This is a genomic window from Aeromonas sp. 601039 (assembly GCF_049174415.1).
Lineage (GTDB): Bacteria > Pseudomonadota > Gammaproteobacteria > Enterobacterales > Aeromonadaceae > Aeromonas > Aeromonas veronii_A.
Genome location: NZ_JAAKTL010000003.1, coordinates 173,405 through 187,892, shown reverse-complemented (window position 1 = coordinate 187,892; position 14,488 = coordinate 173,405). Strand labels below are relative to the sequence as shown.

General features: G+C 58.9%; 11 protein-coding genes. 3 read left to right on the top strand and 8 right to left on the bottom strand.

The window, feature by feature from the left end:
• Positions 1 to 29 precede the first annotated feature (29 nt).
• Both G5195_RS04300 and G5195_RS04295 read left to right on the top strand, forming a co-directional pair.
• Positions 30 to 794 (top strand): SDR family oxidoreductase, encoded by a 765-nt coding sequence (locus G5195_RS04300; protein WP_421235888.1) that lies wholly within the window; start codon positions 30 to 32, stop codon positions 792 to 794.
• Positions 795 to 845: 51 nt separating this feature from the next.
• Positions 846 to 1,673 carry a bifunctional transcriptional activator/DNA repair enzyme AdaA gene (locus G5195_RS04295; protein ID WP_421235887.1) on the top strand — a complete coding sequence of 276 codons (828 nt, stop codon included), beginning with the start codon at positions 846 to 848 and terminating at the stop codon, positions 1,671 to 1,673.
• Between the two features lie 398 nt (positions 1,674 to 2,071).
• Here G5195_RS04295 and G5195_RS04290 read toward each other — a convergent pair whose 3' ends face one another.
• The 7 genes from G5195_RS04290 to G5195_RS04260 form a co-directional block, all read right to left on the bottom strand.
• Positions 2,072 to 2,485, bottom strand: a complete 414-nt coding sequence (locus tag G5195_RS04290) for a hypothetical protein (RefSeq protein ID WP_421235886.1) — start codon at positions 2,483 to 2,485, stop codon at positions 2,072 to 2,074.
• A 119-nt stretch (positions 2,486 to 2,604) separates the two neighbouring features.
• Complete coding sequence (locus G5195_RS04285) at positions 2,605 to 3,051, bottom strand: hypothetical protein (protein ID WP_194496296.1); 447 nt, start codon at positions 3,049 to 3,051, stop codon at positions 2,605 to 2,607.
• Between the two features lie 359 nt (positions 3,052 to 3,410).
• Positions 3,411 to 3,683 carry a hypothetical protein gene (locus tag G5195_RS04280; RefSeq protein ID WP_005337011.1) on the bottom strand — a complete coding sequence of 91 codons (273 nt, stop codon included), beginning with the start codon at positions 3,681 to 3,683 and terminating at the stop codon, positions 3,411 to 3,413.
• A 380-nt stretch (positions 3,684 to 4,063) separates the two neighbouring features.
• Entirely contained in the window at positions 4,064 to 5,653 is a 1,590-nt protein-coding gene (gene guaA / locus G5195_RS04275; RefSeq protein ID WP_042032353.1) for a glutamine-hydrolyzing GMP synthase, read from the bottom strand.
• Between the two features lie 84 nt (positions 5,654 to 5,737).
• The gene (gene guaB / locus G5195_RS04270) at positions 5,738 to 7,201 is read right to left on the bottom strand and encodes an IMP dehydrogenase (protein WP_005345006.1); all 1,464 of its coding nucleotides are present in this window, start codon (positions 7,199 to 7,201) and stop codon (positions 5,738 to 5,740) included.
• Positions 7,202 to 7,465: 264 nt separating this feature from the next.
• Positions 7,466 to 8,101: a YitT family protein gene (locus G5195_RS04265; protein WP_234933221.1), complete on the bottom strand. Its 636-nt coding sequence runs from the start codon at positions 8,099 to 8,101 to the stop codon at positions 7,466 to 7,468.
• A 610-nt stretch (positions 8,102 to 8,711) separates the two neighbouring features.
• A complete protein-coding gene (locus G5195_RS04260) occupies positions 8,712 to 11,918 on the bottom strand; it encodes an alpha-amylase family glycosyl hydrolase (RefSeq protein ID WP_421221534.1) in 3,207 nt (1,068 codons plus the stop codon).
• Between the two features lie 330 nt (positions 11,919 to 12,248).
• Here G5195_RS04260 and xseA point away from each other — a divergent pair, with 330 nt between their 5' ends.
• Positions 12,249 to 13,622 carry an exodeoxyribonuclease VII large subunit gene (gene xseA, locus G5195_RS04255; protein WP_421221567.1) on the top strand — a complete coding sequence of 458 codons (1,374 nt, stop codon included), beginning with the start codon at positions 12,249 to 12,251 and terminating at the stop codon, positions 13,620 to 13,622.
• Positions 13,623 to 13,750: 128 nt separating this feature from the next.
• On the opposite strand, the gene G5195_RS04250 is transcribed toward xseA, so the two are convergent.
• On the bottom strand, positions 13,751 to 14,470 hold the full coding sequence (locus G5195_RS04250; RefSeq protein ID WP_005337027.1) for a GntR family transcriptional regulator: 720 nt from the start codon (positions 14,468 to 14,470) through the stop codon (positions 13,751 to 13,753).
• Positions 14,471 to 14,488 lie beyond the last annotated feature (18 nt).

The window sequence follows — 14,488 nt, the reverse complement described above, 5'->3', positions numbered from 1 at the left end:
CGCACAACACACTCAGCGAGGGAACTGCCATGTCATTACTGTCCAACAAGGTCGCCATTATCACTGGCGCCAGCTCCGGCATCGGTCGCGCCAGTGCCATCCTGTTTGCCCGTGAAGGGGCCAGCGTCGTCGTCGGTGCCCGCCGCCAACCCGAGCTGGATCTGCTGGTGGAGGAGATCCGCCATGAGGGGGGCCAGGCGGTGAGTCTGGCGGGAGATGTGAAAAGCGAGAGTTACGCCCGCGCCCTAGTGGATCTCGCGCTAACCCGTTTCGGCGGGCTCGATATCGCCTTCAACAACGCCGGTACCACAGGCACGCCGGGTAGCGTAGAGCAGCTTGAGCTGACGCAGTGGCAGGAAACGCTGGATACCAACCTCACCAGCGCCTTTGTGGGGGCCAAGTACCAGATCCCCGCCATGCTGGCGCGTGGCGGCGGCTCGCTTATTTTTACCTCTACCTTTGTCGGCCATACCCTGGGGCTGCCCGGCATGGCGGCCTATGCGGCGAGCAAGGCGGGCCTAATTGGCCTGACCCGGATGCTGGCCGCCGAGTATGGGGCACAAGGGATTCGGGTCAACGCCCTGCTGCCGGGGGGCACCGATACCCCCATGGGGCGGGCTTTTGCCAATACGCCAGAGAGCCTCGCCTTTGTGCAGAATATGCATGCCCTCAAACGGCTGGCCCAACCGGAGGAGATCGCCCGCTCGGCCCTCTATCTCGCGTCCGATGCATCCAGCTTTACCACCGGCATTGCCTTGCTGGCCGATGGTGGGGTATCTATTTGTCGCACATGATGTTGTCGCCCCCAACACACTGCGACCGCAAACTTATCGTGAGAGCGCCTTATGTCTGATTACGCCCGCATCGCCGATGCCATCCGTTTTATCGCAAGTCAGGTGGAGCGCCAACCCACTCTGGACGAGATAGCGGCGCACGTTCACTTAAGTCCCTTTCACTTCCAGCGGCTGTTCAGCCGCTGGGCCGGAGTGACGCCCAAACGCTATCTGCAGGTGCTGACCCTGGAGCGGGCCAAGGTGCTGCTGCAGGAGTCGCGCCCACTGCTCGAGGTGGCCGATACCCTGGGCCTTAGCAGCGGCTCGCGGCTCTACGATCACTTCGTGCAGCTCGAAGCGGTGACGCCGGGCGAGTACAAGCTGCGCGGGGCCGGGCTGGTTATCGATCACGGGGTGCACGACACCCCCTTTGGTCAGGCATTCGTCGCCCTGACCCCGCGGGGGGTGTGCAACTTCTCGTTTCTCGATGACAAGGCCCCAGAGGCGCCGCTGGCCACCCTCGCCCACAGCTGGCCTGCGGCAACGCTGCAAGAAGCGCCATCACGCACCCAAGGGGTCATCAACACCATGTTCGATGGCAGCAAGGCGCCGGATCGCCCCATCTCCTTGCACGTGAGCGGCACCAACTTTCAGATCAGCGTCTGGCGGGCGCTGCTGCAGATCCCGCCCGCCAAGGTGGTGAGCTACGCCCAGGTAGCAAGCGCCGTCGGCAATCCCAAAGCCGCCCGCGCCGTGGGACTGGCGGTGGGCGCCAACCCCGTCGCCTTGATGATCCCCTGCCACCGGGTCATCCAGCAAAATGGCAAACTCGGCGGCTATCACTGGGGCGAGACCCGCAAACAGGCGATACACGCCTGGGAAGCGGCGAGGTATGAGTGAAGGTGGGCTTTTCCTGCCCGGCCTGATGGGGGGAAGAAACAGGAGTGCTGGTTGTGAGTCAGCAGACAATAAGGCTGTGCCGGACAAACGTGCAGCGATATAAAACAGGGAGATCAGAAGAATCAGGGCGCAAATCGCCCCTTTTGTTGCCTTGGCAAGACATGGTGCCTAGCCACCCCACCCCAGCGGATTTACGAAAAGACGTAGGGTGCAATAAGCGCAGCGCATTGCACCGTTTGCTGAGTATTTCTCATTCAAGGGAGCAGAGATTAAATTAGCGGTGCAATTTCATTGCACCCAACAGCATTAGGCTATGGTAATGCTTGGCAAAATTTGAGTAAAGAAGCAGAACTTAGTCAAAATTTAGCAGTCTCACTTGAACGGCTTGTTATGTGTCCTTAATACTTGGTAGCTTTTATCAGTGGTGCACCATTTCCTTTTGTAATATCGAGAATTTCACAAGTTATACGATAAAACTTGGGTAAAATACCAGGAACATTTTTATATGCACCATGATCATTCAGCGACCTTATATCAGGAAACTCACCCCAACGGTTTTTGTTGGTTATATATTTATTGGCCTCTTTTTGACTTTTAAAGCCTTGAATATTATAAATATTCATATAACTTTTTATTTGTTCTATTTCATTGTTAGACAAACTATATTTATTTGCGATATCAGTGTAATCAAATAGCGCCAGCCGAGATTTAACAGAACTATCATGGCCGTACACTGCCAGCCAATCATCCATAAAATCTGGATCACTAGCGTATCCTCCAAATGCTTCACAAAAATCCTGATAATCACTCATCTAGCTATTCCTACAGCATATTAAAAATATGTACATAACGATTAAGCTAACGGACTATTAAAAGCGAGGCTCTTGGCGATTAGCTATTTGCGAGCAGCAATTGAGCGCATTGTTAGTGCCTACTCGGGCTTCCCTTCTATTGGTTGTGATCGCCAATCTGCGTACTCATGAGCACATGCGGGACATACATGGATGTGGCGGTTCGTCGCCTTTTTAATTAGAGGACGCTTTTTATGCTCAATTTCCCAGCATTTTAGACAGTGCGCAATCCCATGTGGATTTCCTGCTTCGTCCACTTCATAAAATGCATCGATATGTCGAATTAAAGAATCTTTACTTTGAAAAGCACTCTCCAATTCTTCAATCTTTTTGTCCTTCTGCGCGATCGTTTCATGGATTTCTGCTAATTCCATTTTTACATCAGCTAAAGCACCAACTAAATCTGCTAGTTTTAACTTGAGTTCCGCTTTTTCCAGTGAGAAGTCACTGTCTTTGAGAAAGCGTGCAATGTCGGTAGCAGTTTTAATTCCGTTTAAAGCTGTGGTGATCAATGTCATATCTGGCATGGCTGCCTCCAAAAAGAATAACGTAGATCTAAGGGTACTCCGCCTGCATCGCAGGGCATCCGCCCCTCCAATTTACTGCTTTTGAGCCACGCGAAGTCTCTGTTCTGATTCATTGGTGACTTCAAAGAGGTCATATCCAGACGGATATCCTAGCGAGCAAGACAGATAAGCAAAAGCAGATGATGATAGTTTCCTGAGCAAGATCAACAAATTAATCAATAAGTACAAATACTGGCCACATATCAGCAGTGCCGGAGCATAGATAAAGAAAAGACGCCCTAAGGCGTCTTTTCTTTTATCTGGAGTCTGGAGCAAACCGGTTAAGAGATCTACCCCTCCCCGCTTTGCCCCGCACCCAATCAGATCGGGGTAATGGAGGTGATATGGGCATCCCCGTCCAGTGATTTGAAGATCTGCACCACGGCTTCGCCATGGATCGGTTTGGCAAGCGGCACAGTGCTCTTGCACTTGAAGCGGTAGTTGGTGCCAGCCACCACCTGGGTGGAGACTTCAAAGGGTACGTACTGCACCCCGACAAATCCTTTCAGCGCCTGATCAAATACCGCCTGATCCTCGGCGGTCAGCTTGTGATATGCGGTCCATCCACCCACCAACACTGCTTGTTCTGACATATCAAACTCTCCGTGCTCTATGGTCCCGACTCGTTTGGCCGTTCGGGCTGCGCCCCGTTGATTCAAGTGGTTTCCGGTCTCCACCGGGGTGTCATCACTGCCGGTTGGCGCGATGACGATGGGCCCGTTTGCGCAGCTATCTGCAACTGGATCAGCCCTCCCCCCAGCCACAAGCCGCTGTTGACAGCGGGCTCAATTGGCATGAGAGAGCCTAGTGCGGGATGGCAAAAATGCCCCTGTCACATATGACAGGGGCAAGGTGGCGAAAAAGCTGCTCGAAAAAAGAAGATATGTGGCGCAAACGATTGAGAAAAGAAAAGACGCCTCAAGGGCGTCTTTTTTGCATTTTTATGCTCGAAGGGCAGAACGGCGCGAGCCGCTTATTCCCATTCGATGGTTGCGGGCGGCTTGCCGGAGACGTCATACACCACGCGGGAGATACCGTTGATCTCGTTGATGATGCGGTTCGACACGTGACCGAGGAAGTCGTACGGCAGGTGAGCCCAGTGGGCGGTCATAAAGTCGATGGTTTCAACAGCGCGCAAGGCAATGACCCAGTCATATTTGCGACCGTCGCCCATCACGCCAACGGAGCGCACCGGCAGGAACACGGCGAACGCCTGGCTGACCTGGTTGTAGAGGTCGGCTTTGCGCAGCTCTTCGATAAAGACTGCATCGGCGCGGCGCAGAATATCGCAGTACTCTTTCTTCACTTCGCCAAGGACACGCACGCCCAGACCCGGGCCCGGGAACGGGTGACGGTAGAGCATGTCGTAGGGCAGACCCAGCTCGAGGCCGACGCGGCGCACTTCGTCTTTGAACAGCTCGCGCAGCGGCTCGACCAGACCCATCTTCATCTCTTCCGGCAGGCCGCCGACGTTGTGGTGAGACTTGATGACGTGGGCCTTGCCGGTCTTGCTGGCAGCGGATTCGATAACGTCCGGATAGATGGTGCCTTGCGCCAGCCACTTGGCGTTTTTCAGCTTTTTCGCTTCATCGTCAAACACTTCGACGAAGACGCGACCGATGATCTTGCGCTTGGCTTCCGGCTCGTCAACACCGGCCAGCGCAGAGAGGAAGCGCTCTTCGGCATCGACCTTGACGATGTTCAGACCAAAGTGGTCACCAAACATCTCCATCACCTGGGTGCCTTCGTTCAGGCGCAGCAGGCCGTTATCCACGAAGACGCAGGTGAGGCGATCACCGATGGCGCGGTGCACCAGCATAGCAACCACGGAGGAGTCGACACCGCCGGAGAGGCCGAGGATCACTTCATCGTCACCCACCTGCTCGCGGATGCGGGCAACAGCGTCGTCGATGATGGTGGCCGGCGTCCAAAGGCATTCGCAGCCGCAGATATCTTTGACGAAGTGCTCCAGCATGCGGGCACCCTGACGGGTGTGGGTCACTTCCGGGTGGAACTGCACGCCGTAGAAACGCTTGGCTTCGTTGGCCATGGCCGCGTGGGGGCAGGTCGGGGTCCGGGCGATGGTAGTGAAGTCGGCCGGAATGGTGGTGACCTTGTCACCGTGGCTCATCCAGACATCCAGCAGGGCATTGCCGTTGTCGGCGATGGCATCTTCGATGTTGCGCAAGAGGGCGCTGCTCTTGCCAGCTTCGCCCAGCACTTCCACCTTGGCGTAACCGAATTCACGCTCGGTGGAGGATTGCACCTTGCCACCCAGCTGCTCGGCCATGGTCTGCATGCCGTAGCAGATACCGAACACAGGGACACCGGCGTTGAACACATACTCGGGGGCGCGCGGGCTGCCCGCTTCGGTGACGGACTCGGGGCCGCCGGAGAGGATGATGCCGCTCGGATTGAATTCGCGGATCTGCTCTTCGGTTACGTCCCAGGCCCACAGTTCGCAGTAAACGCCGATTTCGCGCACGCGGCGGGCGATCAGCTGGGTGTACTGGGAACCGAAGTCGAGGATAAGGATACGGTGCTGGTGAATGTCTTTAGTCATTTTATTCCTGCATCAGGCTGATGTTGTCACAAAGGGCACGGGATAAAAAAAGGGTGGAAAAACGGGGCGCAGGGCCCCGTTTTATCAGCCCATCCGATAGTTGGGGGCTTCTTTGGTAATGGTCACATCGTGGACGTGGGACTCTTTCATCCCGGCGCCGGAGATGCGCACGAATTCAGCCTTGGTGCGCATGTCGTCGATGGTGGCGCTGCCGGTCAGGCCCATGGAGGAGCGCAGGCCGCCCATCTGCTGGTGGATGATCTCTTTGAGGCGACCCTTGTACGGCACGCGACCTTCGATACCTTCCGGTACCAGCTTGTCGGCGGCATTGTCGGTCTGGAAGTAGCGATCGCTGGAGCCTTTGGACATAGCGCCCAGAGAACCCATACCACGGTAGGATTTGAAGGAGCGACCCTGATAGAGCTCGATCTCGCCCGGCGCTTCTTCAGTACCGGCGAACATGGAGCCGACCATGACGCAGCTGGCGCCCGCGGCAATGGCCTTGGCGATGTCGCCGGAGAAGCGGATGCCGCCATCGGCAATCACCGGAATACCGGTGCCTTCCAGCGCGTCAACGGCGTCGGAGATGGCGGTGATCTGGGGCACACCCACGCCGGTCACGATACGGGTAGTACAGATGGAGCCCGGGCCGATACCGACCTTGACGGCGTTGACACCAGCAGCAGCCAGCGCCTTGGCGCCCGCGGCGGTCGCGACGTTGCCACCGATGATCTGCAGATCCGGATAGGCGTCACGAGTGGCCTTGATACGATCCAGCACGCCCTGGGAGTGGCCGTGGGAGGAGTCGATCAGCAGCACGTCTACACCGGCTTCTACCAGCGCAGCGACGCGCTCTTCGTTGCCGGCACCGGCACCAACCGCAGCACCGACCCGCAGACGACCCTTGTCATCTTTACAGGCGTGGGGCTTGCGCTCGGCTTTCTGGAAATCTTTAACGGTGATCATGCCCTTGAGTTTGAAGTCGCCGTTCACCACCAGCACTTTTTCGATACGGTGCTTTTGCATCAGGGCAACCACCTCTTCGCGAGGGGCCCCTTCACGCACGGTGACCAGACGATCTTTCTGGGTCATGATCTGTTCAACGGTCTGGGAGAGGTCAATCACGAAGCGCACGTCACGGCCGGTGATGATACCGACCAGCTGATTGCCGTCAGTCACCACGGGGTAACCGGCGAAGCCATTCTTGTGGCTCAGCTCCTTGATTTGGGCGATGGTCATGTCAGGGCGTACAGTGACGGGGTCAGTCACCACGCCGCTCTCGTACTTCTTGACCTTGCGCACTTCGGCAGCCTGCTGCTCGATGGACATGTTCTTGTGGATAAAGCCGATACCGCCTTCCTGGGCCAGTGCGATAGCCAGACGGGCTTCGGTCACTGTGTCCATGGCGGCGGAAATCATCGGGATGTTCAAGCTGATGGCGGAGGTCAGCTTGGTACGCAGATCGGCAGTATTGGGAAGAACTTCGGAGTGGGCGGGAACCAACAGTACATCGTCGAAGGTTAACGCTTCTTTGGCAATCCTGAGCATGGCAATATCTCACCGTTGAGGAAGTGGGGGTGTAAAATATTGCCGACGAAGTTTACTCACCCATTGGTCACTGGTAAAGAAGTTTTTTGAATTTTTTATGGCGTAGCCCGATTTAACGCGGCCAACGGCGCAAAAAACTAATAAATTCAGCTGTAATCATGCCTTTTTTCACGACAAGATGATCTTTTTTGTCGTTGAGCTCCTTTCTCCCTCCAACCTCCCGGAACAGCATTTTCCATGATCCAATTATGTGCAGCCGGGTGTTCAGTTTCCCTGATAGCGACCTGGCTTGTGCCAATTCATCAGCATGGCGTTCATCGCCAGCGCACTCAGGGTGGACCAGAGCAGCAAGGGCAGTGGCAAGGTGAGCAGGGAGAGTGCAAACACCAGCACATCAAGCACCATCTGGCTCTTTCCCGCGTTGATGCCAACGCGCCGTTGCAGCCAGAGCGTTACCACCCCGGTGCCACCTACGGAGGCATTGTGGCGCGCCAGAGACAACACCCCCATGCCGAGAAAGGTCCCCCCTACCAAGGCGGCAAACAGTGGGTGGACATAGCTCACCGTCAGCAGCAGCGGTACCGCCTGGGTGGCCGCCGAGAGGGTAACGTTGACGATCAGCGTCTTGATGGTGAAGGCGCGCCCCATGGTGAAGTAACAAAACACCATGAAGGGCATGTTGACCATGAAGAACAGAACCCCGATGGGCAAACTGCTGACATGGGCGAGCAGCAGGGCGATGCCCGCGATGCCACCGGTGATCATGCCGGAACACTTGAGCAGGTTGAGACCGACCGCGATAAACATGACCCCGAGCACCATGCCGTAAACATCGTCCTTGAGGGTGTGGGCCAGGGCTTTGGTCGCCGGCACGGGCGACATGGTCATTTCACTTTCCATATGACTCCTTTCCATGTTTGCTGTGACATCAGGGCACCAGTCACTGGGCCGAAGGGGTCGGCATACTCGGGCGCCCTGGCCATTTCCCCTGCCGGTCCCCCTGTCAACATCACAAGACTCAGCAAAAAAAGCGCCAATCAACACAAGCATCCAGGATAAGCTGAAAAATCAAATTTAAATTCCGACATTCTGCCTATGACAGGAGCAACACACCCATTCATGGGACAAACATCAGGCTGCATCAGCATGTTTGACCAGCCATACTGAAGGCAGCTCACCATCTCCCCTTTTAAAGCCCGTTATTAAGTGGATCATGTTGATATGGTGCCACATGGCAGCATGAATCATGCTCGTCACAGGAGGGGCATAGGGTGGATACGGCATATTTCTCCAAGGTGGGTTCCTGCTGCCAATGTCGATGATGCGCACCACTTTGGGGCGAAAGCACCATAACAGAGCAAGCCACCCTCGGATGCCGCTTGCTCCCAAGCGATGTCGACGCTACTGCTTATTGCCTTCCCCGTCTGGTCCATCTCCCTCGATCCCTTGATATGCGGCATAAAAAAGTCGGCCCCAAGGCCGACTCGCTGCACACTGTGACAGGCTTTCCTTATTTGAGATATTTACCGTCAACGCCCACCTTGCCCGGGCCGTTCAGTACCCAGACCCGTGCCGAATAGGCGGGCACCGCAAAGCTCAGACTGCCGTTGCTGACGTTCTGACTCGCGCCGGTCACCGCATCCATATAGGTGCCGTTCTTCAGGCCACTCAGGTTTATTTGCTGGGCCGAATTGGCCGCGAGGCCCACGGCAGCGTAGCTGCCTTGAGCGCTCAGGTCACGCACGAAGCTGATGCCGCTGCCCCACTCGTTCACCTGGCTCATGGGCGCCTTCTGCAGGGCGGGCACCGCCTTGCGGATCTGGTTCAGGCGCTTGATGTGCTGGTAGAGCGGGTGGCTCGGAGTGGCCGGGTTGTCCAGCACCTCCCCGTAGTAGGCACGACCAGTCTGATCCACCGTCATGGTGGCCCCGTCGATATCCTGAGGCTTGCCCGCCTGGAACATCACCTCTTCCCCGTAGTAGAGGGTCGGGATGCCCCGCGCCGTCCAGAGCAGGTTGTAGGTCATGGCCGCATTGCCCTCTTCCCCGCCGTAGCGGTACTTGAAGTCGTTATCCGGCCCCACGTCATGGTTCTGGAAGAAGGTGATGAGCTTGGTGGCATCCCCATAGACCCAGTCCATGGCAAAGATCCCGCCCACCCCGCCAAAGCTCCCCCGGGTGACGTTGTCACGGAAGGTGGAGAAGAGGGAGAAGTCCAGCACAGAGAGGCCGGAATCGCCCCCTGCCCGGGGATCCGCCGGGTTCGGCGTGGTGCGGGTATACCACCAGGGACGGATCACCGCCGAGGCATTGTCGTTGGCCAGCTCAGAGCCCCAGCCGGTGCCCTTGACCAGGTTCTCGCCAAAGACGAACAACCCCGGCTTGTGGGCCTGCCAGTCGTGGACATAGGTCAGCAGCTCGTCCCGCTCGATGTGCTTCAAGGTATCGATGCGAATGGCGTCAACCCCCATGTCGAGGTACTGGCGGATGGCGCCGTTGAGGTAGTCCTTGACGTTCTGGTTGCCGGTGGCGAGATCGATGCAATCCCCCGCCATGTGTTTGCGCTGCAGGGCGAGCGGGCTCTCCCAGTCACCGCCTGACATGAAACCGTCCAGGTGATACCAGGCGGGATCCAGGGTCTGGGCGTCGATGCCGAAGAAGCGGTTGGGGTTGTAGCCAGCACTCGGCACGGTGGCGCCTGTCTTGGGGTCCACCAGAGGCTGGGTGCCCGCCGGATCGGACTGGCAGCGGGCCTTGTACCAGTCGGGAGCCACCGGGTTGTCGTCGTCACAGCGGTTGGCGCTGGCGTAGTCCCCGAGGTTGCCCTGATAGGGGCCGTTGTTGATGAGCCCCTGGCTCGACCCCGCCGGTACGTAGTATTTGACGGGCAGGCGATCGATCCAGGTCTTGCCGCGCAGGCCGTACTGGCTCGAGTGGTTGAGCACCACATCCTGGATCACCTTGAGCCCCTTGGCGTGGGCCGCCTGGATGAACTCCCGGTAACCCGCCCCCGGCGACTCCAGACGGGGATCGACCCGGTAGAAGTCGTAGGCGTGGTAGCCGTGGTAGTCGAGGCCGGAGCGGTTCTCCACCGGTGGCGTCACCCAGATGGCGGTGAAGCCGAGATCCTTGATGTAGTCGATCTTGGCGATCAAGCCCTTGAAGTCGCCGCGCCAATGGGGATCCCCCGCCTTGTAGCGATCCCGGTTATGGTAGTTGTTGCTGGGATCGCCATCATAGAAGCGGGCGGTCAGCAGGAAGTAGATGCTCTCGGCACGAAAATCGCCGCTCGCCACACCCTGCTCGCCGATACGGTACTCGAAGCGCTGCTCGCGCTGATTGCCGCTGGCGTCAATGGCAAGGGTGCGGATCACCAGATCGGTGCCGCTCCCCTTGTCGCTCGCCACCAAGGGCTGGCCTGCATAGCGGGCCGACGCAGTGGTGGGCTGGCTGCCGTCCGTGGTGAAATGCACGGCGGGGGCGCTGTCCTGATCGTCGCTCACCCCCAGGGTGATGGACTGGCTGTCCAGATAACTCCCCGGGGCCGGGGTGGCCGTCACCGTGGGGGCCTGCAGATCGGCCCCGGCCAGCGTCTCCACCTCGATGGCCTTGCGCAGGCTGTCAAAGCAGATGCGATAGCGGGTGTTGGCGCTAACCAGGTAATCCTGGGCCGGATACGCCTCGGTCCAGTCCCCCTTGTGGTCAATCTTGAAGCGGGGGTTGTTACTGCCAAAGGCCTGCTCGGTGCAGAAGGTGGTACCATCCTCGATGGTCATGGGGGTGAGCCCCCAGTTGTTGGTCGTGCCCCGGAAGTACCAGCTGTCGCTGCTCTGTCCTGCCCCAACCACCACGCTCACGCTGCTGCTGCCCTTGGCGCCCTGATCGTCGGTGACCGTGAGGCCATAGGTGAAGGTGCCGGTCTGGGTGGTGCTGACGACGATGCTCTCCGTGGTCTCGCCGCTGCTCCACAGATAGCTCGTGATCTGGCCGTCGGGATCCGTAGAGTCGCTGCCGCTCAAGGTCAGTGACGCCCCCTGGGTCACATTCACCGTGCTCCCCGGGGTGATGACCGCGAGCGGCGGCTGGTTGTCATCCCCAAGGGGGGTGATGCTGTAGACCAGGGTCTGGTCGTTGACCTGGATGCGCACCGTACCCACGGCGTTCCAGAAGATGTCGCCGCCACTTTTCTCCAGCACGCCGTCGCCGTTGCTGTCGCCAAAGTTGACGGCCCAGTCGCCAGCCTGATCAAACTTGAGGCGCTGGCTCGCCTTGCCATCCATGTAGGCTTCCACCTGCCACAGGTGATCCCCTACCAGAGTCATGGGGAGGCTTGCCCAGCCGTTGAAGGTGCCGCGTACGTTGAGTTGCGGCAAGGTGCTGGCAAACCCCGAGGCCTCGCAACTGGCCACCGCCGTCGCGCTCACCGCCTGAGTGCTGGCGTTGATGCGGATCTGGTACGCCGTGTTGGCATTGACCCCGTAGTCGGCCGCCGGGTAGCTCTGCTGCCAGTTGCCGTACCTGTCTATCTTGAAGCGCGGGCCGCCGCTGGCATCCCCGCTCACGAAGCGCTGGCAGGTATCAAAATTGACGCCGTCCGTCGACGTCATGGCGGTCGCCGCCCATCCATTCGCGGTGCCCCGGAAGAACCACTCCGCCGCCGACGTCGGCGCCGTGATCAGGGTTCCCAACAATCCGGCCGCGAGTATCCATCTAGCCATTGATAGTCCTTTATTTTCATTGTTTTGTGTGTGATGCCGGTGTGCCCCGGCATTCCCCCATCCGCTACAGTCCCGCCTTCGGATGAGCCCGATCAGTCTAGAGTTCCCCATAACCAATTCATGGCGAATGCGCGCAAAATGTGACCACCATCGACTTCGCTATTGGCTGTATGTGATTGATAGCGCTTTCATTTCCATGCAACACCGATTTGCAGGGAGGAGTGACCAACCTGATCCATTGACTCGGCGGACGAGGTGAAGTGGGGTAAGATGGCGACATTGTTTCTCTCCTCCGCCTTCGCTGGCGAGGAACCGTGCGCAGGAACCGCCTTGAACTATCGCAACGAATCCGGCCAAAACAGGCAACAGCAGGTCTTTACCGTCACCCGCCTCAACAGCGCCGTGCGCATGATCCTGGAGCAGGATCTGGGGCAGGTGTGGCTGACCGGCGAGCTCTCCAATCTGGCGATGCCAAGCTCCGGCCACTGGTATTTCTCGCTCAAGGACATGTCAGCTCAGGTGCGCTGCGCCATGTTCAAGGGCAACAACCGGCGGGTGGCGTTTCGCCCGCAGGATGGCATGCAGGTGCTGGTGCAGGCGCGGGTCTCTCTCTATGAGCCGCGCGGCGACTACCAGCTGATCATCGAGTCGATGCAGCCGGCGGGCGACGGCGTATTGGCCCTGCGTTTTGAGGAGCTCAAGCGCCGCCTCGGTGCCGAGGGGCTGTTTGACGAGAGCCGCAAGCGGCCGCTGCCCCGTGAACCACGGGCGGTGGGCCTTGTCACCTCAGCCACAGGTGCCGCCCTGCACGATATGCTGACGGTGCTTAAACGGCGCGCCCCGGATCTGCCGGTCTTTATCTACCCGACTCAGGTACAGGGGAGCGCCGCCATCAGCCAGATCGTCGCGGCGATCGCCAAAGCGAACCAGCGCGCCGAGGTGGATGTGCTGATCGTTGGCCGTGGTGGCGGATCCCTCGAAGATCTCTGGTGCTTTAACGAAGAGGCGGTGGCCCGCGCCATTGCCCATTCAGCCATACCTGTGGTGAGCGCGGTGGGCCACGAGGTGGATGTCACCATCAGCGACTTTGCCGCCGACTTGCGCGCCCCAACCCCGTCGGCTGCCGCCGAGCTGGTGGCGCCGGACAATCAGGCCCGCATCCAGCGCCTCGCCCACCTTAAACAGCGACTGCTGCAGGCGATGAGCCGCCAGCAGACCGCCGCCCGCCACGATTTCATCCTGCTGCAAAAGCGGCTCGACCATCAGGATCCGAAGCGGCGGCTGGAGCAACAATCCCAGCGCCTCGACGAGCTATCTACTCGTTTGCAGCAGCTGCTACGCCAGCGGCTGCATCAGGGTGAGCGGCGCCTCGCCAACCTTGAGCTGCGCCTGCAGGGCAAAAGTCCGGAGCGCCTCTTGGCAGCTGGCAAGCGCCGCCATCAGCTGGCCGAGGAGCGGCTTCATGCCCTGATTGCCAAGCGGCAAGACCTTGCTAGTCACCGCCTCGCCATGCTCACCGCCCGCCTCGACGGGGTAAGCCCGCTCGCTACTCTGGGGCGCGGCTACTCCATCACCCGCACTCCACGCGGCGAAGTCATCAGCCGCGCCGATCAGGTCAACAGTGGCGACCAGCTCATCACCACCCTGGCGCAAGGGAGCCTGCAGGTGCGGGTCGAGGGGATCGTCAAGGACTCTGCGCAGTAGGTCGGCTGCATCAAACCACCAGCCAACGAACTATCCAGCCCAGCTGCTGGCCCGTTAATCGGCCAAACAAAAAGGCCACCACCGCAAACACGGTGGTGGCCTTTTTTATCTAAGATGCTGCCGCCCGCTCACCCCTTGGCGCGGCGGGCGACCAGGGTGAACTTGTAATCATCGCTCTTGAAGAAGTTGCGACTGAACTCGAACACGGTGCCATCTTGCAAGAAGCCACGGGAGACCTTCTCGATAATGGGCTTGGCGGGATCGATACCGAGCGCCTCCACTACCTGCGCCGAGGGGAGCACCGGAATGATCTCCTGCTCGCTGCGGTCGATCACCAGCTGCTTCACCTCTTCGATGTAGTGGTACTTGGAGCCCTGCATCACCGCATAGCTGAGATCGGGGAAGAGAGCGAGCGGCATCCAGGTCTCCTCCAGCGTTACCGCGATCTGGCGAATAAAGCGCACCCGCTTGACGTAATAGACCAGCGCCCCTTCCAGCAGATTGAGCCGCTCGGCCAGCTCGCTGCTCGCCTTGATCACCTCGAAGGCGAGAATGTCGCTGTGGGTCTCGGCCGCTGGATCGGTCACCTTCTCATAGAGGCTGGTGAGCTGATAGATGTCGTAGTTCACCTTCTCCTGCCGCACGTAGCTGCCGCTACCCTGAATGCTCTCGATGACGTTGAGTTCGGTCAGCTGCTTGAGAGCCTGACGCACCGTCACCCGGCTCACCCCGAACTGCTCGCGCAGCTCGGCTTCGGTGGGCAGGGCATCGCCGGGGGCCAGCTCCCCTTGCGCAATCCACTGCTGGATGGTGTCGGCTATCTGGCGATACATGGGTTTTTTCGACACGAAAGGCCACCTCGTCGG